Below are 22,345 nucleotides of genomic sequence, written 5' to 3'. Positions count from 1 at the left end.
CCCGTCCCTCTCGCCCTCATCTCCTTCGTCCCCGGTGCTTTCCGTACGAGGTCTCTCCGTACGGTTCCGTATGCGCGGCGCCACCTTCGTCTCCGCCGTCACCGACGCCCACTTCGACCTGGCGGCGGGGGAGTGCCTGGCCCTCGTCGGCGAGAGCGGCTGCGGAAAGTCCGTGCTCGCGTCCGCGCTGCTCGGACTCCTTCCGCGGAACGCGGAGACGGCCGGGTCCGCGCTCATCGGCGACGTGGACCTGCCGACCGCCGACGAACGCACCCTGGCCCGCACGGTCCGGGGGCGCCGCGTCGGTCTCGTACCGCAGAGCCCGGCCGCGCACCTGACGCCGGTGCGGACGGTCCGCGCCCAGCTGGAGGAGACCCTGCGGGAGCTGACGGGTGTACGCCGCCCGCAGCTGCGGAGTGCAGCCGAGGCCGCCGCCGAGCGTGCCGCGTTCCCCGCCGGACACCTGGACCGCTACCCGCACGAGCTCTCCGGCGGCCTCGCCCAGCGCGCCGCCACCGCGCTCGCGCTCATCGGTGACGCGCCGCTGCTGCTCGCCGACGAGCCGACGACGGGCCTCGACCGCGACCTCGTCGACCGCACGGTGGACGAGCTGCGACGGCACGTCGGCGACGACCGCGCGCTGCTCCTGATCACCCACGATCTGGCCGCCGCCGAACGCATCGCGGACCGCGTCGCCGTGATGTACGCGGGACGCATCGTCGAGATCGCGGATGCCGAGGACTTCTTCGGTGCCCCCGGGCCCCGGCACCCCTACGCGCGCGGCCTCCTGAACGCCCTACCGGAGCGGGAGTTCACGCCCATCCCCGGCATGCCGCCCGAACTCTCCGCGCTGCCCTCGGGGTGCGCGTTCGCGGCGCGCTGCCCCAGGGCGGACGAGGCCTGCGAAGCCGTGCCGCGACCCGTGAGCGGCGTCGCCTGCCACCACCCCGACCCGGCGGCCGTGCTGGAGGCGCCCCGTGCTTGAACTCCGTTCCATCACCGCCGGATACGACCGCCGCGCCCCCGTCATGCGCGGCGTCGACCTCACCCTCGCGCCCGGCGCCTCCGTCGGCCTCCTCGGCCCCAGCGGCTGCGGCAAGTCGACCCTGGCCCGGGTCGCCGCCCTGCTCCACAAGCCCGACGCGGGTCGTGTCGTCATCGACGGCGAGCCCGCGCGCGGCTGGCGGCACCGTGCTCCCCGCGCCCAGCGCACCGCTTTCGGCGTCGTCTTCCAGCAGCCCCGCTTGTCCGCCGACCCGCGCCTCACTCTCTCGAACCTGATCGCCGAACCGCTCCGCGCGACCGGGCGCGGGAGCGAAGCCGCCGCACGTGTACGGGAACTGGCGGCCACAGTCGGACTCGGCGACGACCTCCTGAGCCGCAGGCCGCACGAGGTGAGCGACGGCCAGTTGCAGCGCGCCTGCCTGGCCCGCGCCCTGGTGCTCCGGCCGCGCTGGCTGATCTGCGACGAGATGACGGCGATGCTGGACGCCTCGACGACGGCGGCACTCGTGCACGCCGTGGAGGAGTACCGGCGGGGGAGCGGCGCGGGGCTGCTCGCTGTCGGGCACGACCGGGTGCTCCTGGAGCGCTGGTGCGAACGGACCGTCCACTGGGGCGATCTTGTCGCCGATGAGAACGTGGCCCGAGGTGCTGCGGGACGGGCGTGAGGCGGCGCGCTATTCCCGGAGTCAACGCAAAGCGTCGAAAGCGCCAACTCCGCTCTGTGAGGGGTTTCTTGACGCGGGCATGGCCTCATACTCACTGAGGCCCGCCCGTCGTCCCTGCCCCTTCCTGGAGTCTCCATGGCACTTGTCACCCGTCGTAGAGCCCTCACCATTGGCGCCGCACTCGCCGGCACCGCCGCCGTCCCCGCGTACGCCCAGGCGAGCGAGCGCGGACACGGCCCCCGCCCCCTCACCCGCGCCCACGCGCACAACGACTACGACCACCCCCGGCCTCTGTTCGACGCGCTCGACCACCGCTTCGGCAGTGTCGAGGCCGACATCTACCTCGTCGACGGCCAACTCCTGGTCGCGCACGACCCGATCGACCTCGACCCCACCCGCACCCTCGAATCGCTCTACCTGGACCCCCTGGCCGCCCGTGTGCGCGCCAACCGCGGGTCCGTGTACCGGGGTCACCACCGCACCCCCTTTCAACTCCTGATCGACATCAAGACCGAGGGCGCGGCGACGTACCTCGAACTCGACCGTCACCTGAGGCGTTACCGGCACCTGTTCACCACGTACTCCTACGGCAAGGTGCGCCGCGGCCCCGTGACGGCGGTGATATCCGGCGACCGGGCGGCCCGCGCGCCGATGGAGGCACAGCGCGTGCGCCGCGCCTTCTACGACGGCCGCCTCGCCGACCTGGGCAGCGCGGCGGCTGCCTCGCTCATCCCGCTGATCAGCGACAACTGGACGCTCAACTTCAGCTGGCAGGGAGTCGGCGAGATTCCCGCCGCCGAACGCGACAAGCTGCGCGGCATCGTCTCGGCCGCCCACAAGCGCGGGCAGCGCGTCCGCTTCTGGGCGACACCGGATCTGGCGGGACCGGCACGCGACGCGGTGTGGGGCGAGCTCCTCGCCGCCGGTGTCGACCACCTGAACACGGACGACCTCGCGGGGCTCGAGGCCTTCCTCGAAGCCCACGGACAGTAGTTCCCGGCCCGGATACGGTTCGGATGCCGTTCGGCTGAAGCAACGCCCCGGCACATAACACCCGTTCGGAGGACATGCCGGTCGCCCGGACGGTCCCTTCGCTGCGCCACACTCGGCCCAGAGCCGCGGTGCTGACGCGGCGGAGGAGGTTGTCCCCATGGCCATTTCGGTCTCTGTGGTGCTGCTGCTGGTGATCCTGGCGGTGGTCTTTCTGCGCAACGGCGCACTGAAGTTCTCGCACGCCCTGGTCTGTGCGCTGCTCGGCTTCTATCTGGCGAGTTCGAGCATGGCGCCGACCATTCACAACGGGGTCACGGCCGCCGCGGACATCGTCAGCGGCTTGCAACCGTGATCGCTCAGTCATGATCATTGCGTGTTCATGAACAACTGTCATCTTTCCATGGACACTTCAGGGACCTGGCCCTAGCTTCGGCGCATGCCGCGTCGCAGAACCCTCAGCAGTGCCCTCGCCCTGACCGCGCTCACGGTCTTCGGCGCGTCCTTCGCGTATCCCGCCCAGGCGGACGACATACCGAAGGCGCCGGGGCACAGGCTCGTCGACCAGTACACCGGCGGGCCCGCGGACGCCCGCCCCCTGCCCGGCGAACAGCCACCCCAGCACCCGTACCTGGCAGCCAACGGCCGCAGCGGGATGCACGCGGACGCGGCGGGCAGCGGAACGTACCCCTGGAACGGACCCCTGGGGAAGAAGCCGCAGGTCAGCAGCGAGAAGATGGCGGCGCTCGGCGGTGAGTGCGCCACCGTCACCTTCGACAAGGACGGCCGCATCGTCACTGTCTGCGGCACGTTCACCGGCTTCCTGGTCAAGCTGCTCGCCCCGGACACGATGACGACGCTCGCCGAGTACAAGCTGCCGCAGCGCCCCTCCACCGTCGAGGCCATCACGCGCCTCGACTTCTCGAAGATCTTCAAGGACACCTCGGGCGGCGCCTACTCGTATCTCGACGACGAGGACCGGCTCGTCCTGGCCGACTCCCGGCAGCACATCGTCCGGCTCGCGCACGAGCAGGCGGCGGACGGCAGTTGGCGCTTCGTCGTCGACAAGGACTGGGATCTGACGGCGCACGTCCCGCACGACTGCGTCACCTGGTCACATCTCTACCCGAGTGGCGAATGTGACCCGGTCACCTCGGTGATGCCCGACTGGGAAGGCCGCATCTGGTGGGTGACCCGGCAGGGGCGCGTCGGCACGGTCGACCCCGGGTCCGGTGACATCCACTCCATCCGGCTCGACGGCGAGGAGATCCAGAACTCGTTCTCCGTCGCGCAGGACGGCGTGTCGATCGTCTCCGACCACGCGCTCTACAGCTTCCGGGCCGACGGGGACGGCACCCCGAAGGCCGTCTGGCGCCAGACCTACGACCGGGGGACAGGCACCAAGCCCGGCTCGGTGAACCAGGGTTCGGGCACCACGCCCGACCTCTTCGGCAAGGGCGACGCCGACTACGTGGCCATCACCGACAACGCCGACGACCGCATGAACGTCCTCGTCTACCGCAGAGACGCCGACGTCGCCGACGACAAGCGCCTCGTGTGCAAGGTCCCCGTCTTCGGCTCCGGCGCGTCCACCACCGACAACTCGCTGATCACCTGGGGCAACAGCCTCGTCGTCGAGAACAACTACGGCTACGAGAACATCACCTCGCTCACCTTCGGCCGCAGCGTCGTCGGCGGCGTCAGCAGGATCGACGTACGCGAGGACGGCAGCGGCTGCGACACCGTGTGGGAGAGCGACGTCCGCGCCCCCTCGAACGTGCCCAAACTGTCGACCGCCTCCGGACTGCTGTACTTCTACACGAAGGAGCCCAACAGCCTCGGCATCGATGCCTGGTACCTGACGGCCGTCGACTTCCGCACCGGCGAGACCAAGTGGAAGCGTCTCGCCGGCACGGGCATCGCGTACGACAACAACTGGGCGCCGGTCACCCTGGGGCCGGACGGCACGGCGTACGTGGGCGTGTTCAACGGTCTGGTGGCGGTCCGGGACACCGGGTGAAGGTGCCCCGCCCGCACGCGCACGATGGGCCGAGGCTCAGCCGACGCGGTCGGCCGGGCCCGGGCTCAGCCAGGTGTAGCGGTCCGTCGTCCGGTACTTCACGTCCTTGCCCTGCCCGGTCGCGTACCCGATCGTCGACCGCCTGATCTCGAAGGCGACGCCAGGGCGTCCCTTGCTGTCCTCGACGTCACCGATCAGCTTCACGCCGAGGGTGTCCGCGAGGATCCGGAAGAGGGTGGCACGCAGCTCGGGCCTCGCGGGCGAGTCCTAGCCCCGCGAGAACACTCCGATGCCGTTCGCCACCGGGCGTTCGGCGCCGCCGCTCGGGTGATTGCGTACGGTGACGGCCTCCGCGCCCGGGGCCCTCGCGACCAGGGTGGCGGACGAGACCAGGGTGGAGGAACCGCCGCCGTCCAGACTGAAGCCCTCCCGCGCGCCCAACCCCTGGAGCGTCTGAGCCACTTCGGCGATGGTCAGCCCCGTACGGAACTCGGGGGAGCCGTCGAGGGAGAGGAGCAGGAGGCGTCTGCCGTCGGCGGAGATTCCGGCAGCCGTCCGCACGGCCGAGGTGACGGAGTCGAGGCCGGGCAGCGGGGCGCCGCCGCGCAGGACCGGAAAGCCGCCGAGCGCGAAACGGAACGGGATGTGCGACTGGGCCGCCACCAGGCGGTGCCACACGTGCACCCGGTCGCCGATCGAGAGCTTGCGCAACTCCTGCGCGCCCGCCTCACGCCCGACGAGGACCGTGGTGCCGGCGGCGACGGCTCCGCTGCCGGGCGTGTCCGCCGACTCCACGACACGCCCGCCGCGCACCGTCACCTCATGGGTGTCCGTGCTGCAGGGGGCGCCGCGATTCGTGTCGGTGCCGCAGGTGGAGCGCACCCGGGAGGTGCTGCCCCAGTCGCTGGTGAACGCGCCGACGGAACCCACGGGAAGGGCGTACTGATTGAGCCCGCCGAGCGGCAGCCGGGTCTGGCGGGTGCGTACTTCGCCTTCGAGCCGGAGGTTGTCCAGGCGGGCCCGGCGGTCGAAGCCCACGCCGAGCACCGCTTGGGTGGTCACACCGGGAGGCATCGCGGGGCCGAAGCGCTGACCGTCCGGCACCGCACCCTTGAGGGCGCGGCCTTGCGCGATCGCCGGGCCGACGGGCGCGCCGGTGGCTTCGACGCCCGGATGCTGGCCCTCGGAGATGTTGAAGAAGTCGCCGTTGATCCCGCCGACCGCTCCCGCCCCGTCCGCGAGCGTGGAGACGGCGGAACGGGCGCCCACTTCACCCGGATAGAGCAGTCCGACGCCGGTCCGGGGATCGTTCAGGTCGATGTCGAGTACGTGCGCGCGGGTCGTGCCGTGGGACGCCGGGATGTCGAAGTGCCAGTACTGCACGCCCGGCGCGATCCGCGACGGGACCGTCTTTCCGTCCGCCTCCACGCCGCCGGCCGGTGCCGCTCCCATCAGAGCCGCACCGGCCAGCGTGCCGAATGCCGTCAGTGCCGAGAGTGCGACTCTCGCTGTTCTGAACCGTCTTGAGGTCTGCTTGTGCCGTGTCGCCACCGTGCCCCCTGAAGTCGCCCTGGCCGACCAACTGCCCCAGTGTGAGCGCCGGTCGGAGAGCGCACCAGAGGGCACCGCCGGACGGGTGCAAGGCCGGTGGCTAGGCGCTGATCAGCCGGGAACGAATGAGGAAACGTACGCCTTCCGGGGCTTCGAGCGAGAAGCCGCTGCCACGGCCCGGCACCACGTCGACGATCAGCCGGGTATGGCTCCACACGTCGAACTGACTCTTCGACATCCAGAACGCGACCGGTTCCGCCACGCCTGCGACGTCGAGCGACGCCAGGCGCACATCGGAGTCGCCGGTCCGGAACTCGCCCTCCGGGAAGCACATGGGCGCGCTGCCGTCGCAGCAGCCGCCAGACTGATGGAACATCAGCGGTCCGTGGGCCTCCCGCAGCCGCCGCAGCAGATCGGCTGCGGCGGGGGTCAGCTCCACGCGCGGGTCGTCGGTCATGGGCTGCCGCTCCTTGGTCACGGTCACCGGGCCGCCATCGAGGCGGTGGCCCAGTCAACTCCGGACGAGGTTGCGCGGACGTTGCAGCCGAGGCCGGGGCTCCAGGTGCCGTAGGGCGAGCACCGCACGGACCGCCTTGCCGTGGCGGCCGCTGCCGACGACCTCGAGGCGCGCGGCGAGGTGCCGCACCATCGCGAGGCCCCGTCCGCTGTCCCGCTCGGTGCTCGGCTTGAGGACCCGTGGGCCGACGGGGCTCGCGTCGTGGACTTCCACGGTCACGTGGTCGTCGGACACCTCAAGGCGCAGGCGGCATGGGCTGTGGCCGTGCTGGGTGGCGTTGGTGACGAGTTCGGACACGATCAGCGTGGCGTCGTCCACCCGTTCGGCGTCCACTTCCGTCAGATGCCGACGGGGCCGGGTCAGGAACGCGGAGGTCAACCTCCGCGCCCGGCCCGCCGATGCGGCTTCCTGTGGCAGTGCGTACTCGACACGGGCGACGTGCCGATGGGCGCGCTGGTACGCACGCATGGCGACTCACTTCCCTCCCCTGGGACAACCGGTGCGTTCGTGACGGGATCCACTCACCGGGCCCCCGGCATGTCTTGCGTGGTCGATCCTGCCCCACGGTGATGCCCGCCCCTGCTGATCGCCAACCAAGCCCCTGCAAGCGCGGATGTCACAGCGTCGCGCGACCCTGTGAGCGATGTCAGGGCGAACATGTTCGCTCCGAACGTGCTCGTGACGAACATGTTCGTTACGCTGGTCGTATGACAGCTGATTCCGATGCCCCGCGCAGCCGCCGTGAGCGCCCGGCGAAACCGGCCCTGACACGGGCCGGGATCGTGGCCGTCGCCGTGGAGATCACGCGCGCCGACGGCCTGGGCAAGGTGACCATGCGTCGGCTCGCCCAGGAGCTCGACACCGGGCCCGCCTCCCTCTACGTCTACGTCCGCAACACCGCCGAGCTGCACGCGGCGATCCTCGACGAGCTCCTCGGCACGGTCGAGGCGGCGCCGGACGGGGGCGACTGGCGCGAGCGCTTGGAGGAGGTGCTCACCTCCTACACCGCCGTGCTCTTCCGGTACCGCGGCCTCGCCAGGGCCGCGCTGGTGGCGCGGCCGAGCGGTGAGCACTACCTGCGTCTGATCGAGACGCTGCTCGCCCTGCTCGACGAGGGCGGGGCCCCGTCCGGGCAGGCGGCCTGGGGCGTCGACCTGCTGCTGCAGTACGCCACAGCGACCGCCGCCGAGCACTCCCCGGACGACCGGGCCCCCGGCGCCGCCCAGGGCGAGTGGGACGCGGTCGCCGGAGCGCTGAGGGGCGCGTCGGAAGAGACACATCCGCACGTCGCCGGGCTGGCTGCCGAGCTCCTCTCCGGCCGACCGGAGGCCCGCGTCTCCTGGGGCTTCCGCGCGCTGATCAACGGAATCCTGAATACGCCCGTCCCGGCCGACGGCATCCGGAGCTGAGCGCCGACACCCCCACCGCACCCCCGCCACGCCAAGGAGCAACGCCATGACCGCCCACCACTCCCGCACCGCGCACCGGCCTCATCACCCCATCGCCATCGTCGGCGCGGGCCTCGGAGGCCTTACCCTCGCCCGCGTTCTGCACGTCAACGGCATCGACGCCGCCCTGTACGACCTGGAGGCGTCACAGGCCGCCCGCAGCCAGGGCGGCATGCTCGACATCCACGAGGAGTCCGGGCAGGCAGCCCTGCGCGCCGCCGAGCTGTACGAAGACTTCCGCGCGCTCATCCACTCCGGTGGCCAGGCCATGCGCGTCCTCGACAAGGACGCCGTCGTCCGCATGGAGGAGTCGGACGACGGGGACGGCGGGCGCCCCGAGGTCGAGCGCGGCCAACTGCGCGACCTCCTGCTCGGTTCGCTGCCCGACGGCGCCGTTCACTGGGGTGCGAAGGTCACCGGGGCCCGTCCGCTCGGTGGCGGTCGCCACGAGGTGACCCTCGCCGACGGCTCCGCCTTCACCACCGACCTGCTCATCGGCGCCGACGGGGCCTGGTCCCGGATCCGCCCCCTGGTCTCGGACGCTTCCCCCGCCTACTCCGGCATCTCCTTCGTCGAGGTGGACCTGGTCGACGCCGACGTCCGTCACCCCGACAGCGCCGCCGTCGTGGGCGACGGCATGCTCTTCGCGCTCGGCGAGGGCAAGGGATTCCTCGCCCACCGCGAGATCGACGGAAGCCTGCACATCTACACCGCGCTCAAGGCCCCGGAGGACTGGATCTCCTCCATCGACTTCACCCCCGACCGCACCGACCTCGCCAAGGCCGCCGTACTCGAGCACTTCGCCGACTGGGACAAGAGCCTCCAGGCGCTCGTCGCCGACGCCGACGGCGCGCTGATCCCGCGCCGCGTCCACACCCTGCCGATCGGCCACCGCTGGGACCGCGTCCCGGGCGTCACGCTGCTCGGCGACGCGGCCCACCTCATGTCCCCCTTCGCGGGGGAGGGCGCCAACCTCGCCATGTTCGACGGAGCCGAACTCGCCGGTGCCATCGCCGCGCGCCCCGGCGACACCGAAGCCGCGCTCGCCGCCTACGAAGAGGCGCTGTTCCCGCGCGGCGAGAACGCCGCCGCCGAGTCCGCCGACAGCCTCGTCCGCTGCTTCCGGGACGACGCGCCGCAGGGCCTTCTCGACATGTTCGCCGGTCACTAGCCGGTCACCGGGCCTCCCGGCCGGGGCGATCGGCGGCGAGGAAAGGGCCGATCAGGTCGAGCAGGGCCTGGGGGCGGTCCAGCGGGATGATGTGGCCGCAGTCCTCGATGAGGTGGCCGGTCAGGTCGTCGGCGATGGGGCGCAGCTGCCGTTCGAGTGCCGCTCCGACGGGGTGGGAGCCGATCGCCATCGTCGGCACGGTGAGCCGGGCGTGTGCGGCGGCGTCCTGGATCTGCCGCCCGCTCGTGGGCATGGCCCGGTAGTGGGAGAAGGCGCAACGCAGAGCGTCGTGGCCGGTGTAGGCGCCGAGGAAGGCGTCCCGGGCGTACTCGGGGACACCGCGGCCCTGCGTGCCGGCGCTCAGGAACCAGTCGACGTACTCCGCCTCGTGCCCGGCCAGGACGCGCTCGGCGAGCCCCGGCACCGAGTGGAAGCCGAACCACCACGGCGGGCCACCGGCGAGGAAGTCCTCCGCGCCGGGCAGCGGTCCCAGAAGTGACTCCATGACGACGAGCCCGCGTACGAGATCGGGCCGTCGGTGTGCGAGAAGGAAGGCGGGCGGCGTGCCCGCGTCGATGCCGACGACCGCCGCACTCCGCTCGCCGAGCGCGTCGAGGAGACCTTCGGCGTCGGTGGCGAGGGTGCCCGCGTCGTAGCCGTCGGCCGCGCGCGTGCTGGCGCCGAGTCCGCGCAGGTCCGGGGCGATGACGCGGTGCCGCAGGGCGAGCCGCGGTATGACCTCGCTCCAGAGCTGCCAGGTGTGGGGGAAGCCGTGGAGCAGCAGGACGGCGGGGCCGGTGCCGGCGATCGCCACATTGGCCGTGATGCCGTTGGTGGTGATCTGCCGCAGGGAGATGCCAGGCGGGGAGACGGCGGACGCAGGGGTGGCGGGTTCAGCTGGGGGGAGGCGCATGGTGGGTTGGCTCCGATGTGGTTACCATTGGTGACTGCATGAGGTTAGGTAACCGTGCCTGGCCTGCCAAGAAGGCACTTTCTCGACAGGTGGTGAGCCCGAAGTGACCACCCCTCCCAAGGCGGGGACGCGCGGCGATCTCTTCGATCCCGCATGCCCGACGCGTCGGCTCCTCGACCGCATCGGTACGAAGTGGACGTCGATGGCGGTCAAGATCCTCGCGGAGGCCGAGCCGGACGAGGTGCGCTTCGCCGAGCTGCGGCGCCGGATGCCGGGCGTATCGCAGAAGATGCTGTCCACGACCCTGCAGGGCATGGCGCGCGACGGCCTGGTCGCCCGCCGGGTGGAGCCGACCGTGCCGCCACGCGTGCACTACCGGCTGACCGGCCTGGGGCTTTCCCTGGAGGTTCCGCTCGCCGCGGTCAGGGCGTGGGCGGAGGAGCACATGGTGGAGATCGACCGCGCCAATGAGCGCAGCGAAGCGGCGGCCGACGGCTCGGGTGACGGCTGAGGCCGAGGCGTACGAGGCTCAGTGTTCACCCTGAGCCTCTGCGCCCCGGACCAGGTGACCGGCACTCTCGTGCGGGTCAGGGAATGCGCGCCACCGCGGCGTAGATCCCGCCGTCCGCCGTGTCCGGCCGCGCGGTGTCCTTGAACCACTCCGTGGCCGTCACCAGGCCCGGCTCAACGAGGTCGAGGCCGTCGAAGAAGCGGCCGAACTCGGCGCGGGTGCGGAAGCCGAGCTCGATGCCGCCCTTCGCGTACTCCGCGGTGACCTGCGCGGACAGCTCCGGGAAGATGTCGGACGAGGCGTGCGAGAGGACCAGGTGGCTGCCGGAGGGCAGGGCGCCGACCAGTGTGCCCACGATGCCGTACGGGTCCTGGTCGTCGGGCAGGAAGTGCATGAGCGCGATCAGGGAGAGGGCGATCGGGCGCTCGAAGTCGAGCAGGGTGCGGGCGTGGTCGAGGATCTCCTGCGGCTCGCGGACATCCGCCTGGATGTAGTCGGTCATCCCCTCGGGACGGCTGACCAGCAGGGCCTCCGCATGGCGCAGCACGATGGGGTCGTTGTCGGTGTAGACGACCCGCGCCGACGGCACGACGTCCTGGACGATCTGGTGCAGGTTCGGCGCGGTGGGGATCCCGGTGCCGATGTCGAGGAACTGGTCCACGCCCTGGGAGGCGAGCCAGGCGGCCGCGCGGTTCATGAACGCGCGGTTCTGCCGCGCGGCGTCCTTCGCCTCGGGCGGCAGCTTCTCGCCCACCGCCTCGTCGACGGGGTAGTTGTCCTTGCCGCCGAGCAGCCAGTCGTAGACACGCGCGGGATGCGGGTGGCTTGTGTCGATCGTCTGCCTGGGCGCATCTGCGTTCATGACGTACTCCGTTGCTGCTGAGTGACGCGTGGATGGCCGCAGTCTGCCATAGCAACATCACCTTGAGCATGGGGTGTTGGGCGCCGATCGCCGCAGGTCACGGATGCGTCGCACACAGTGGGGAAGCGACGGGCGATGCGGACGCCGTCGCAAGTGCGCGAGGGTGATGAATCAGTCACGCCCCGTGCGGCCGAGCCGTGGCGATCGCGCCAATCGTTCTGTCGGTTCAACCGTCACAGGGGTTGTCCGCCGTCTCTGGCGTCTCTTTGCGCGGCTCCGGGAGAACCATCCGAGAATCCATTGTTTTCCGTGTCTCCGGCAATATCGCGGGAGTTTGTCGTCGATATGGAACAGGGAGGTCCGGTCATCGGCCGAGTGGCGCGTTCACGACGGTTATTCGACACCATTGAGTCAAATAACGCTGGTGGTTGATTTTCAGATATGGCAGAGTATTCAAGCAAGTGGCCGGGCAAGTCGAAAGGTGAGAACCGGCTGACCGTCCGGCCGCTCTAGGATCAGCCGTCAGGCACGGGGGAGAAGTCGGCTCATGAACTTGGTGGAGCGTGGGGAAGAATTCTCGATCATGGATGGCATGCTCGACGCCTGCGTGGCGGGGCATGGTGGAGTTCTCTTGGTGAGCGGCGCGGTGGCCAGCGGGAAAACCGCGCTGTTGCGCGCGTTCAGTGAACGCGCAAATGCTGCGGGTGCGTTGTTCCTGCAGGCCACGGCGTCAGAGGCGGAGAGTGATCTGCCTCTTGGCGTGATGGGGCAGTTGCTGCTCGGCGCGGATCTGTCGGGGGCCGACGCCAAGCGGGCGGCCCGCCTCGTGGAGCTGATGGCGGTGGCCGCACAGATTCGGCGGGCCGAGGGGGTGTTGCCGGCCGCCATGATGAATGAGATTCCCAAGCTCTGCGGGATTGTCCTGGAGCAGGCCAGAGAAAGGCCCGTGGTCCTCAGCATCGACGACGTGCATCACGCCGACAGGCACTCCCTGGAATGCGTTCTGTACCTGGCGCGTCGACTTGACGCCAGCCGCATTCTGGTGGTCCTGGGAGAGAACAGCGGATTTCTGGCCGGAAAAACGCGATTGCACGTTGACTTGCTGCGTCTGCCGGGCTGCCGCAGTATCAGGCTCGGGCCACTCGGGCGGCATGGAGTGGCCGAAATGATCTCTGGATTCGGTGGCGAGGGGTGGGGGACGCGCCAGCTTGTCTCGGAGCTCCATCGGACGGGCGGCGGGAACCCGCTCCTCACGCGGGCGTTGATCGAGGACCGCCGTGCGGCGGACGGCGGCGGCTGCGGCACCACGGGCCTCGTGCCGGGCGAGGCCTTCGCACGGGCCGTCGCCACCGGCCTGTTCCGCAACGACGTGTCGACGCGGCACACCGCGTGGGCCCTTGCGGTCGTCGGCCCGGACGTGCCGCTCGCCGAACTGGTGGAAGTCCTGGGAACCAGCCGGGAGTCGGTCCACCGCAGCCTGCGCGCCCTGAACGACGCGGGGCTGCTCGACTCCGGCTGGTTCCGCCACGAAGCGGGCAAGACAGCGGTCCTGCGGAGCATGGAGCCCGCACACCGCGCCCGCCTCGAGGCCCGCGTCGCCCAAGTGCTGCACGAGCACGGCGAGGCGGCGACCGTGGTGGTGCAGCATCTGATCGCGGCCGAGCCCATCGACGCCCCATGGGCGCTCAGCACGCTCCTCGAAGCGGCCGAGCGCGCGCTGGCCGACGACGAGGTCGAGCTGGCCCTCACCTGCCTGCGCGCGGCACGCGACACCTGCACCGACGCCCGGCAGTCCGTGGCGATCAGGGAGGCGCTCACCCGGGCCGGATGGCGGCAGAACCCGGCCACCGCCGCCCGGCATCTGCCCGAGCTCACCGCCGACGCGCTCGACGGCGGCCTCGGCCGCCGGCAAACCCTCGAACTCGTCTGCCACCTGCTCTGGTTCGGCCAGGTGGACCCGGCCCTGGAGATACTCGGCGCCGCAGAGCGGAACGGCACCGGAACCAGCACCGGCACCGGGACCGGCGCCGAAGTCTCCCGGCAGCCGGAGGCGGAAGCCTCGCGCGGGCTCGACTCCGTCCGGTCCTGGATGGCGTACGAATATCCGGGACTCCCCGGCTCCGCGCGCGCCCGTGCCCGCCACGGCGAAACCGAGCGGCGCGCGCGGACTCCGGCGCGCAGTCCCCATCAGCGTGCGGCGACCCTGATGAAGTCGGTTCTCGACGGCGCGGGCGACGACGTGGTGGTCCGGGCGGAGCAGATCCTGCAGAGCACCCGCCTCGACGACGGCACGCTGACGGCGCTCATGGTCGCCCTCAACTCCCTTGTCCTCGCGGACCGTCTGGACACGGCGGCCTTCTGGTGCGAGACCCTGTGCGAGGAAGCCGCCGAGCGTCGCGCACCCATGTGGCAGGCCCTGCTCGCCGCGGCCAAGGCGCGCATCGAACTCAGGCTGGGCGGGCTCGCCGCCGCGGCGGAGTCGGCCGACCTGGCGGTCACGCTCGTACCCCCCGAGGGCTGGGGCGTGGCCATCGCCTCGCCGATCGCCACCTCGGTCTACGCCAAGACCGCCATGGGACGGCTCGACGAGGCCGCGGCCCAACTGGGCGTCCCGATACCGGAGACGGCGTTCCACACCCCCGACGGACTGCTCTACCTCCGGGCGCGCGGTCACTACTACCTCGCCGCCGGACGCCCCTATGCCGCGCTCGACGACTTCCACACCTGCGGCGACCTCATGGCCCGCTGGGAGTTCGACCTGCCCGCCCTCGTCCCGTGGCGGACCGACGCGGCCGAGGCCCACCTGCTGCTCGGTGACGAGGACCGGGCCCGGACTCTCGCGCAGGAGCAACTGGTCCTGTCCGGCGGCAAGCCCGGACCGGAGGCGTGGACGCGAGGCGTCTCGCTGCGGGTCCTCGCGAGCGCGCTCCGCCCGGGGCGCAGGCTGCCGCTCCTCGGCGAAGCCATCGACATCCTGCGGGAGCGCGGCCACCGCGTGGAGCTGGCGCGCGCGACGGACGAGCTGGCCCGCGCCCATCGAGAGCTCGGCAACAGCGGTCAGGCACGGGCACTGGCCCGCAAGGCACAGCAGTTGGGACGGGAGTGCGGGGTTCCCGTCCCCAGGGTGTCGTCGGTGGCCGACACCGGGAACTCCCTCACCGCCGCCGAGCCATGGCCGTCCGGCGCCCGCCGCAAGGCCGACGAGCTCAGCGACGCCGAGCTGCGCGTGGCGACGCTCGCGGCCCGCGGCCACACCAACCGGCAGATCGCCGACAAGCTGTTCATCACGATCAGTACCGTCGAGCAGCACCTCACGCGCGCCTACCGCAAGCTCGCCGTCCAACGCCGGGCTGACCTGGCGGCGAAACTCAGCCCCGTTCCCGTACCCGTCGCGGTGCCCGGCAGGCGGGAGGGGCGCCGGGAGGGGCACCGCGAGGGGCGGAAGGACGGTGGGGCCTGCGACCGTCTTCGCGTCGTGTAGAGGATGCGGGAGATGCGGGTCGCCGTGCGGGTTGGTGACCACGGCCTGCATCTCCTCTCTCCGACCAGGTACGGGCGTTCCAGGTACGGGCGTTGCGAACGTGCTTCCGTTTCTACGCGGCGGGCGGTCACACTGCGGTCCGCGAATCTGTGACCGGAGGATCCGCCACCGCGGCGGTAGGCTTTCGTCAGCGGAAGGTCGAACACGAGAGCACGTTGGCGGGGGGCCGTCGCCGGAGCTGTGACCGGTGTGTGACGTGGGATCGGGCAACGTGGTGCCGCATGATCAGCCTCTGCCGCGGCGGCGTTGTCCGCCCCTCCTCCCCTCCGTTCGTGACGTGCCGGACGAGGGGTGGGCGATGAGGGTACTGGTGGTCGAGGATCACGCCGAGCTCGCACATTCGGTGGCGCGCGTGCTGCGCCGCGAAGGGATGGCGGTCGACGTCGTGTACGACGGGTCGGACGCACTGGAGCGCACAATGGTTGTCGAGTACGACGTGGTCGTACTCGACCGGGACCTCCCCGGAGTCCACGGCGACCAGGTGTGCAGCGCGCTCGCCACCCAGCCGATGCACGCCCGGGTCCTGATGCTCACCGCGTCCGGCACGATCGCCCACCGGGTGGAGGGCTTCAGCCTCGGAGCGGACGACTACCTCCCCAAGCCCTTCGCGTACGCCGAACTCGTCGCCCGCATCCGCGCGCTCGCCCGGCGCTCGCAGCCCGCGCTGCCGCCGATCCTCGAACAGGGCGACCTGCGGCTCGACCCGGCCCAGCGGATCGCGTCGCGTGCCGGAGTGCGCCTCGCGCTGACACCCAAGGAATTCGCGGTACTCGAGTACCTGCTAGCCGCCCAGGGCCGAGTGGTACCGGCGGAGGAACTCCTCGAGCGGGTGTGGGACGAGGCGGCCGATCCGTTCACCACGACGGTCAAGGCGACCATCAACCGTCTGCGCCCGAAGCTCGGCGACCCGCCCGTGATCGAGACCGTTCCCCGGGGCGGCTACCGGATTTGAGATGCCCATGCGCCTGCGCTCGCTCGTCACCGTGTCACAGGGACTGGTCCGCCGACTGCTGCCACGGCGCGTCCGCGTCCGCCTGACCCTCCTGTACGGGGTGCTGTTCGTCGCCTCGGGCGTGGTGCTGCTCGCCATCACCAATCTGCTCGTCGCCCGCACCCCTGCCAACCTCGTCCTCGTCAAGAACCGGGGCGGCCAACCCGTGCTCTCGCCGGGCGCGGACGGGCGGCTCTACCTCGGCTATCCCGAGGCCAACTCCTCCGTCCAGCTGAACGACATCACGCAGCAACTGCGCGACCAGGCGCTGCGGCAGCACGAGATCGAGATGGACCACCTCCTTGTCCAGTCGGGCATCGCGCTGGCGATCATGGCCGTGATCGCGATCGTCCTCGGCTGGCTGGTCGCCGGGCGCGTCCTGCGTCCCCTGCGCACGATGACGGGCAGCATCCAGCGCATCTCGGCCCGCAACGTGCACGAGCGGCTTGCCGTCGTCGGTCCGGCCGACGAGCTGAAGGACCTCGCCGACACCGTCGACGGACTCCTCGGCCGCCTGGAGACGGCTCTCGACTCCCACAAACGCTTCGTCGCCAACGCCGCGCACGAGCTGCGTACGCCGCTCACCCTGGAGCACGCGCTCCTCGAGGAGTCCCTCATCGACCGCGACGCCACCCGTGAATCGTTCCGGTCGAACTTCGAACGGCTCCTTGCGATCAGCGAGCAGCAGGCCCGCCTCCTGGAGTCGCTGCTCACCCTGTCCAGCAGCGAGCGCGGCCTCGACCACCGCGAACCGCTCGACCTCGCGGCCGTCGCCGAGGAGGTCGTGGAGGCCTCGCGCCCGGAGGCGGGGCGACGGAGCGTGCGCATCGAGACGACCATCGGGCCCGCCGAAGCGTCGGGTGACACGGCGCTCGTCCAACGCCTCGTGGCCAATCTGGTGGACAACGCGATGGGCTACAACACCCCCGGCGGGCGGGTGGAGATCACCACGCGCACCGATGCCGGGCGGGCGGTCGTCGCCGTGGCCAACACCGGGCCCGAGGTGCCGCCCGACCAGGTGGAGCAGCTCTTCGAACCGTTCCAGCGGCTCGGCCGCACCGCGGGCGACGGCCATCACGGGCTCGGCCTCTCCATCGTCCGCGCCATCGCCACCGCTCACGACGCCGTGATCAGCGCACACGCCCGCCCCGGTGGCGGACTCGTGATCGAGGTCTCCTTCCCGCCGCGGACGGTCCCGCTCCAACGCGGCCGGGACATTGCGCAGTTGGACGATGACCCGGCAATCCGTTGAGGGTCCGGCCGCGAACTCTTAGCGTTGTCACGGCGCTTGACGGATCCCCCCGTCCGCAGGCGCCACCGGACACGGCGAAGCCGTACCAGACAACGGGAGGAACCGACATGGTGGTCGTGATGGCCCCCGAGGCCACACAGCAGGACGTGGACGCGGTCGTCGAACTGGTGCGAGCGGCGGGCGGTGACGCCTTCGTCAGCCGCGGCGTGACGCGCACCATCGTCGGTCTCGTGGGAGACGTGGACGCCTTTGACTCCCTCAATCTGTCCAACCGGCGCGGTGTCCTCGACGTCGTGCGGATCTCGGTGCCGTACAAGCTGGTCAGCAGGGAGCACCACCCCGACCGGTCCGTGGTCAGGGTGGGAGGCGTACCCATCGGGCCTGACACCCTGACCGTGATCGCGGGGCCGTGCGCGGTGGAGAGCCCCGAACAGGCGCTGGCGGCAGCGCACTTGGCCAAGGCGGCCGGGGCCTCGCTGCTGCGCGGCGGGGCCTTCAAACCGCGCACGTCCCCGTACGCCTACCAGGGCCTCGGCGAGAGGGGGCTGCGGATCCTCGCCGACGTCAGGGACGAGACGGGGCTCCCGGTGGTCACCGAGGTCATCGACCCGGCCGGCGTCGAACTGGTCGCCCCCTACGCGGACATGCTGCAGATCGGCACCCGCAACATGCACAACTTCGCGCTCCTTCAGGCGGTCGGCGCGGCCGGGCGGCCCGTGCTGCTCAAGCGTGGCTTCGGCGCGACGATCGAGGAGTGGCTGATGGCGGCGGAGTACATCGCGCAGCGGGGCAACCTCGACATCGTGCTCTGCGAGCGCGGCATCCGTACGTTCGAGACCGCCACCCGCAACACCCTGGACATCAGCGCGGTTCCGGTGGCCCAGCGTCTCTCCCACCTGCCGGTGATCGTGGACCCCTCGCACTCGGGCGGCCGCCGCGACCTCGTGGTCCCCCTCACCCGTGCCGCCGTCGCCGTCGGCGCGGACGGCGTCATCATCGACGTACATCCCGACCCCGGTACGGCGCTCTGCGACGGCGATCAGGCCGTGTCCCGGGCGGAGATCGGCGAGCTCGCGAACATCGCCACGGTCCTGTCGCCGCTGATGGGCCGCACGCTGACGCAGCCTCCGGCACGAGCCGGGGCCGCACTGGGCGCCCGATAGGGGTGAATAGGGGTTTCCAGCTCTAGATCAATACTGCTAGTGAGGGGTACCAGGCCTGTAAGCGCGTTGTTAGGGTGAGCGTGGTTCGACCAGTGGGATTCCGCTCTTGTTCAGGACCGGAGAAAAATCCCAACGGAGGGGAAGCAGCGTCGAGTGCGGGTGTAGTTCCGCGAATCGACGAGGGGTGTGCGGATCGGGCTCATCACCGCGGTGGCGGTGATGTATTTCCATGCACCTCGTTCGTCACCCGGACACCGGGGGCACCGGCATTCCGGGTGTGCGTCAATTTTCCCTTCATGGTCGGTCTCTCCCGTATGCCGCGCCGATTCTGACCGGCGGGTGGTCATGCGCGCACGGGTGGAATCAGATCGCTAGGGGGATTTGAGTTGGCAATACTCGGGCATGAGCAGTTAGACCATCTTATGGTCGTCGAAATCGAGATCAGTTCGCTGTCGACGGCCGACTCACCGCGCATCTCCGGAATAGACCAGGAACACGTGGAAGCGTTGGCAGTGGTGCAGAGTCCGCTGCCGCCCATCACGGTGCACCGCTCGACCATGCGCGTCATCGACGGACTGCACCGCTTGCGGGCCGCCGAGTTGCGGGGGCAACGCAAGATCGCGGTGAAGTTCTTCGAGGGGGGTACGGCCGACGCCTTCGTCCTGGCCGTCGAGTCCAACGTCACGCACGGTCTGCCGCTGACCACGGCGGATCGCAAGCGTGCCGCAGGGCGCATCATCGCCTCGCACCCGCAGTGGTCGGACCGGATGATCGCCTCGGTGAGCGGCATCGCGCCGGGCACCGTCGCGGAGATCCGCAGACAGGCCCCGGCCGAGCAGGCCGGCGAAGCGAGCAGGATCGGCCACGACGGGCGGGTGCGCCCGGTCAACGGCGCCGAGGGGCGCAGGGTGGCGAGCGAACTCATCGCGCAGAACCCCCAGTTGTCCCTGCGTCAGGTCGCGCGGGTCGCGTCCATCTCCCCGGAGACGGTCCGCGACGTACGCAACCGGATGATGCGCGGGGAGGACCCGCTGCCGCAGCGCGGGAAACGGGGCAGCGGCGAAGGCCTCACGAGCGCCCCGAGGAGCGGCACGGGACCCACCGTCGTACCGGTCCGTGACGCGGTCCAGGACCGTGCCGCGGTCATCAAACGCCTCAACGCGGACCCGGCGCTGCGCTTCAGCGAGACCGGCCGCACCTTGCTGCGGCTGCTGAACTTCCACTCGATCAGCGCGGAGGAATGGGACGAGATCATCGACAAGACGCCGCCGCACTGCGGCCGGATCGTGGCCCACCTGGCCAACGAGTGCGCCGACATGTGGGCGGAGGTCGCGGTCCGCGTCCAGCGCAAGGTCGCCGAGACGGCGTAGGGCGTCGTGGGCGTCCAAGTGGGCAGATTGCCCGGTTGGACGCCGGGTCTCGTAAATCATCGGAATGTCCACGACCGTCGACATCTCCAGGTGAGCACTGCCCTGCTCCACCGCTTCTACCTGCTCAGCCACTTCTCTCTGCTGGGCCGGTTCGCCCTGCGCAATCACGCGTGTTGTTATTTCTGCTCGGGTGCATTGCCGTGCCAAATTCCGGGCCTGGATGGCTGGAATGCAGAAAGGTATCGTCCTGCGGGTGAGTGAATTGCACGCCATATCAGCGAGCCCTGTTCTGTAATGCCGAGGCAGGAGGATTCCGTCGAGTGTTGATCACCCAAGGGCCTGGTGGGCCTACCGTCGGAGGGCCGCAATCCGGGGCCCAGAAGCAATCGCTCCGGCCGGGGTCAGTGCGCCGCGCGATGTCCTACATGAAGCCGCACAAAACCGCGTTCTTCTTTCTGCTGCTGACTACCGTGGTGGATTCCGTCGTCGTCGTGTCGACCCCCTTGTTGCTGAAAAAGATCATCGACGACGGAATACTCAAGGACGATGCGGGAGTCATCACGACCGTGGCCCTCGTCGTTGCCGGACTCGCCCTCGTCGACGCGGTGGCGCAGCTCGTGCAGAGCTACTTCTCGGGGCGTATCGGGCAGGGAGTCAGCCGCGATCTGCGGGTGGAGGCCTTCAAGCACGTGCAGCGGCAACCGATGGCGTTCTTCACCCGGACGCAGACGGGGCTGCTCGCCAGCCGCCTCAACGGCGACGTCATGCTGGCCCAGCAGGCACTCACCACGATGCTGGTCTCCGCGACCAGCGTGCTGACCGTCCTGCTCGTACTCACCGAGATGTTCTATCTGTCCTGGCTCATCAGTCTGATCGCCATCGTCATGCTGCCGCTGTTCATCGCGCCCGGCATCTATGTGGGGCGGCGCCTGCAGCACTACTCCAGGGCGCAGATGCAGGCGAACGGCGAGCTGGGCGGCATCATCAACGAGCGGTTCAACGTGGGCGGCGCGATGCTCGCCAAGCTCTTCGGGCGCCCGCGCGAGGAGGCCGCCGCGTTCGAGGCCCGAGCGGGCGACGTGCGCCAGATCGGCGTCGTCTGGACGGTGTACAGCAGGCTCTCCTTCATCTTCATGGCGCTCCTCGCGTCACTGACGACCGCCCTCGTCTACGGCGTCGGCGGCCGCCTGGTGCTCGACGACGTGTTCCGCATCGGCACGCTGGTGGCCCTGGCCGCGCTGCTCGGCCGGCTCTACGGGCCGATCACGCAACTGTCCGCCCTGCAGTCCAACGCGCTGACCGCGATCGTCAGCTTCGACCGGATCTTCGAGGTCCTCGACCTCAAACCCCTCATCGAGGAGAAGCCGGACCCGGTCGCTCTCCCCGCGCCGGGCGGCGGCCCCGCGCCGGCGATCGAGTTCGACCAGGTGTCCTTCCGTTATCCGCGCGCCAGCGAGGTGTCCCTCGCCTCCCTGGAGTCCAACGCCCTGTCCGCGGTCGAACGGGCCAAGGAGACGGCGGAGGTGCTCCACGGGATGACCTTCCGGGTGCCGGCCGGCAAACTCACCGCCCTCGTCGGCCCGTCGGGCGGCGGCAAGACCACCACCACCCATCTCGTGTCCCGTCTCTACGACCCGACGTCGGGAAGCGTCCGCATCGACGGCCACGACCTGCGCGACGTCAGCCTCGACTCGCTGCGCGACGTCGTCGGCGTGGTCAGCCAGGACGCGCACTTCTACCACGACACGATCCGCGTCAACCTGTCCTACGCACGCCCCGACGCCACGCAGCGCGATCTGCTCCGAGCCTGCGACGCGGCCCAGATCGGGGACCTGATCCGCTCACTGCCGAGCGGCCTCGACACCGTGGTCGGCGACCGCGGCCACCGCCTCTCCGGCGGCGAGAAACAACGCCTCGCCCTCGCCAGGCTGCTCCTCAAGGCGCCTTCCGTCGTCGTGCTCGACGAGGCCACCGCGCACCTGGACTCCGAGTCCGAGGCGGCCATCCAACTGGCGCTGACCACCGCGCTACGGGACAGGACCTCGCTGGTCATCGCGCACCGTCTGTCCACCATCCGCGAGGCGGACCAGATCCTCGTCATCGACGAGGGCGAGGTCCGCGAGAGCGGGACGCACGAGGAACTCCTCGCGGCAGGAGGTCTCTACGCCGAGCTCTACCACACGCAGTTCAACCGCCCGGGCACCAACGGAGCGGGCCCGAACGGCCACAAGGAGCCGGCACTGCGGGGACCGGTCCTCGGGGGCGGCCCCGTCCTGGGCGGGAGCGGACCCGTGCTCGGCGGCGGCGGTCCGCCGCCAGGAGTCGGCGGGGAGCACATCCTGCGCCTCGGTGGCGAACCGGACGAGCGCTGAGCG

At 70.5% G+C, this 22,345-nt stretch carries 20 protein-coding genes and 1 pseudogene; 15 read left to right on the top strand and 6 right to left on the bottom strand.

Translation table 11 applies throughout. The features are described 5' to 3' along the window. Nucleotides 1-70: 70 nt before the first annotated feature. The 5 genes from ACZ5CR_RS15585 (at nt 71) to ACZ5CR_RS15565 (ending at nt 4,680) form a co-directional block, all read left to right on the top strand. Nucleotides 71-985 (top strand): ABC transporter ATP-binding protein, encoded by a 915-nt coding sequence (locus ACZ5CR_RS15585; RefSeq protein WP_468857806.1) that lies wholly within the window; start codon nt 71-73, stop codon nt 983-985. Beyond that, nucleotides 978-1,670: an ABC transporter ATP-binding protein gene (locus ACZ5CR_RS15580; protein ID WP_468857635.1), complete on the top strand. Its 693-nt coding sequence runs from the start codon at nt 978-980 to the stop codon at nt 1,668-1,670. The genes ACZ5CR_RS15585 and ACZ5CR_RS15580 overlap by 8 nt, the downstream gene beginning before the upstream one ends. A 135-nt stretch (nt 1,671-1,805) precedes the next feature. After that, nucleotides 1,806-2,663: a phosphatidylinositol-specific phospholipase C/glycerophosphodiester phosphodiesterase family protein gene (locus tag ACZ5CR_RS15575; protein WP_468857633.1), complete on the top strand. Its 858-nt coding sequence runs from the start codon at nt 1,806-1,808 to the stop codon at nt 2,661-2,663. 157 nt (nt 2,664-2,820) lie between these two features. After that, nucleotides 2,821-3,015: a hypothetical protein gene (locus ACZ5CR_RS15570; RefSeq protein WP_160503040.1), complete on the top strand. Its 195-nt coding sequence runs from the start codon at nt 2,821-2,823 to the stop codon at nt 3,013-3,015. Between the two features lie 84 nt (nt 3,016-3,099). Then, entirely contained in the window at nt 3,100-4,680 is a 1,581-nt protein-coding gene (locus ACZ5CR_RS15565) for a hypothetical protein (RefSeq protein WP_468857631.1), read from the top strand. Between the two features lie 36 nt (nt 4,681-4,716). Here ACZ5CR_RS15565 and ACZ5CR_RS15560 read toward each other — a convergent pair whose 3' ends face one another. From ACZ5CR_RS15560 to ACZ5CR_RS15545, 4 genes are all read right to left on the bottom strand, one after another. After that, nucleotides 4,717-4,884 (bottom strand): hypothetical protein, encoded by a 168-nt coding sequence (locus tag ACZ5CR_RS15560; protein ID WP_468857629.1) that lies wholly within the window; start codon nt 4,882-4,884, stop codon nt 4,717-4,719. A 63-nt stretch (nt 4,885-4,947) separates the two neighbouring features. Continuing rightward, nucleotides 4,948-6,132 (bottom strand): phosphodiester glycosidase family protein, encoded by a 1,185-nt coding sequence (locus ACZ5CR_RS15555; protein WP_468857627.1) that lies wholly within the window; start codon nt 6,130-6,132, stop codon nt 4,948-4,950. A gap of 199 nt (nt 6,133-6,331) precedes the next feature. Continuing rightward, the gene (locus ACZ5CR_RS15550; protein ID WP_468857624.1) at nt 6,332-6,688 is read right to left on the bottom strand and encodes a DUF779 domain-containing protein; all 357 of its coding nucleotides are present in this window, start codon (nt 6,686-6,688) and stop codon (nt 6,332-6,334) included. 54 nt (nt 6,689-6,742) lie between these two features. Next, a complete protein-coding gene (locus ACZ5CR_RS15545; protein WP_468857622.1) occupies nt 6,743-7,216 on the bottom strand; it encodes an ATP-binding protein in 474 nt (157 codons plus the stop codon). 239 nt (nt 7,217-7,455) lie between these two features. Here ACZ5CR_RS15545 and ACZ5CR_RS15540 point away from each other — a divergent pair, with 239 nt between their 5' ends. Next, nucleotides 7,456-8,157 carry a TetR/AcrR family transcriptional regulator gene (locus ACZ5CR_RS15540; protein ID WP_468857620.1) on the top strand — a complete coding sequence of 234 codons (702 nt, stop codon included), beginning with the start codon at nt 7,456-7,458 and terminating at the stop codon, nt 8,155-8,157. Between the two features lie 46 nt (nt 8,158-8,203). Then, nucleotides 8,204-9,367: an FAD-dependent oxidoreductase gene (locus ACZ5CR_RS15535; protein WP_468857618.1), complete on the top strand. Its 1,164-nt coding sequence runs from the start codon at nt 8,204-8,206 to the stop codon at nt 9,365-9,367. Between the two features lie 4 nt (nt 9,368-9,371). Here the strand turns inward: ACZ5CR_RS15535 and ACZ5CR_RS15530 are convergent, their stop codons facing one another. Continuing rightward, complete coding sequence (locus tag ACZ5CR_RS15530; RefSeq protein ID WP_468857616.1) at nt 9,372-10,280, bottom strand: alpha/beta fold hydrolase; 909 nt, start codon at nt 10,278-10,280, stop codon at nt 9,372-9,374. Nucleotides 10,281-10,383: 103 nt separating this feature from the next. Between ACZ5CR_RS15530 and ACZ5CR_RS15525 the strand changes: the two genes are divergently transcribed. Then, entirely contained in the window at nt 10,384-10,791 is a 408-nt protein-coding gene (locus tag ACZ5CR_RS15525) for a winged helix-turn-helix transcriptional regulator (protein ID WP_468857614.1), read from the top strand. 76 nt (nt 10,792-10,867) lie between these two features. Here ACZ5CR_RS15525 and ACZ5CR_RS15520 read toward each other — a convergent pair whose 3' ends face one another. Then, nucleotides 10,868-11,653: an SAM-dependent methyltransferase gene (locus tag ACZ5CR_RS15520; protein WP_468857612.1), complete on the bottom strand. Its 786-nt coding sequence runs from the start codon at nt 11,651-11,653 to the stop codon at nt 10,868-10,870. A 547-nt stretch (nt 11,654-12,200) separates the two neighbouring features. Between ACZ5CR_RS15520 and ACZ5CR_RS15515 the strand changes: the two are divergent. From ACZ5CR_RS15515 to ACZ5CR_RS15485, 7 genes and pseudogenes are all read left to right on the top strand, one after another. Then, nucleotides 12,201-12,641 (top strand): annotated as a pseudogene (locus ACZ5CR_RS15515) (ATP-binding protein); the annotation flags it as partial. Nucleotides 12,642-12,818: 177 nt separating this feature from the next. Beyond that, nucleotides 12,819-15,134 (top strand): helix-turn-helix transcriptional regulator, encoded by a 2,316-nt coding sequence (locus ACZ5CR_RS15510; RefSeq protein ID WP_468857804.1) that lies wholly within the window; start codon nt 12,819-12,821, stop codon nt 15,132-15,134. 358 nt (nt 15,135-15,492) lie between these two features. Beyond that, a complete protein-coding gene (locus ACZ5CR_RS15505; protein WP_468857610.1) occupies nt 15,493-16,146 on the top strand; it encodes a response regulator transcription factor in 654 nt (217 codons plus the stop codon). A 1-nt stretch (nt 16,147) separates the two neighbouring features. Then, nucleotides 16,148-17,437: a sensor histidine kinase gene (locus ACZ5CR_RS15500; RefSeq protein WP_468857607.1), complete on the top strand. Its 1,290-nt coding sequence runs from the start codon at nt 16,148-16,150 to the stop codon at nt 17,435-17,437. Nucleotides 17,438-17,544: 107 nt separating this feature from the next. Then, nucleotides 17,545-18,600 (top strand): 3-deoxy-7-phosphoheptulonate synthase, encoded by a 1,056-nt coding sequence (gene aroF, locus ACZ5CR_RS15495; protein ID WP_468857605.1) that lies wholly within the window; start codon nt 17,545-17,547, stop codon nt 18,598-18,600. 422 nt (nt 18,601-19,022) lie between these two features. Then, entirely contained in the window at nt 19,023-19,970 is a 948-nt protein-coding gene (locus tag ACZ5CR_RS15490; protein WP_468857603.1) for a streptomycin biosynthesis protein, read from the top strand. Nucleotides 19,971-20,395: 425 nt separating this feature from the next. Beyond that, nucleotides 20,396-22,342, top strand: a complete 1,947-nt coding sequence (locus ACZ5CR_RS15485; RefSeq protein ID WP_468857601.1) for an ABC transporter ATP-binding protein — start codon at nt 20,396-20,398, stop codon at nt 22,340-22,342. Nucleotides 22,343-22,345: the final 3 nt, after the last annotated feature.

This window comes from Streptomyces sp. NPDC031274 (assembly GCF_055570235.1).
Note: the sequence above shows the minus strand (reverse complement) of the source record. Positions and strands in the feature narration are given on the sequence as shown.